1 pseudogene (only partly in view) is annotated in these 444 nt (G+C 72.3%); it reads left to right on the top strand.

The annotated features are described in order from the left end of the window. Positions 1–444: pseudogene (dacB, locus tag ACFE99_RS23115) on the top strand (D-alanyl-D-alanine carboxypeptidase/D-alanyl-D-alanine-endopeptidase); its annotated part reaches 309 nt to the left of the window's first position; the annotation flags it as partial.

Here is a 444-nt window from a genome sequence, read left to right as displayed (position 1 = left end):
CTTGACGACGTGCCGCTCCACCCCGCGTCGACCAACAAGGTGCTGACCGCCGCCGCGGCGCTGCTCACGCTGGACCACGATGCCACGGTCACCACCCGAGTCATCGAGGGCCAGCAGCCCGGGGTCGTCGTACTGGTAGGCGGCGGTGACCCAACCTTGTCGGCGGTGCCGCCGGGCCAGGAAAGCTGGTATCACGACGCGGCGCGCATCGGTGACCTCGCCGACCAGATTCGCCGCAGCGGGGTGCCAGCGACCGCCGTCAAGGTGGATACCTCGGCATTCACCGGCCCGACGACGGCGCCGGGTTGGGATCCGGGCGACATCGACGGGGGCGACGTCGCACCAATCGAGTCGGTGATGCTCGACGCCGGGCGCATGCAGCCGGCCACCCCGGACTCCACCCGCTCGCACACCCCGGCGCTCGACGCGGGGCGTGCGCTGGCC

It is taken from the genome of uncultured Mycobacterium sp., from assembly GCF_964249325.1.
GTDB lineage: Bacteria > Actinomycetota > Actinomycetes > Mycobacteriales > Mycobacteriaceae > Mycobacterium.
This window is presented reverse-complemented; position numbering and strand designations above follow the sequence as displayed.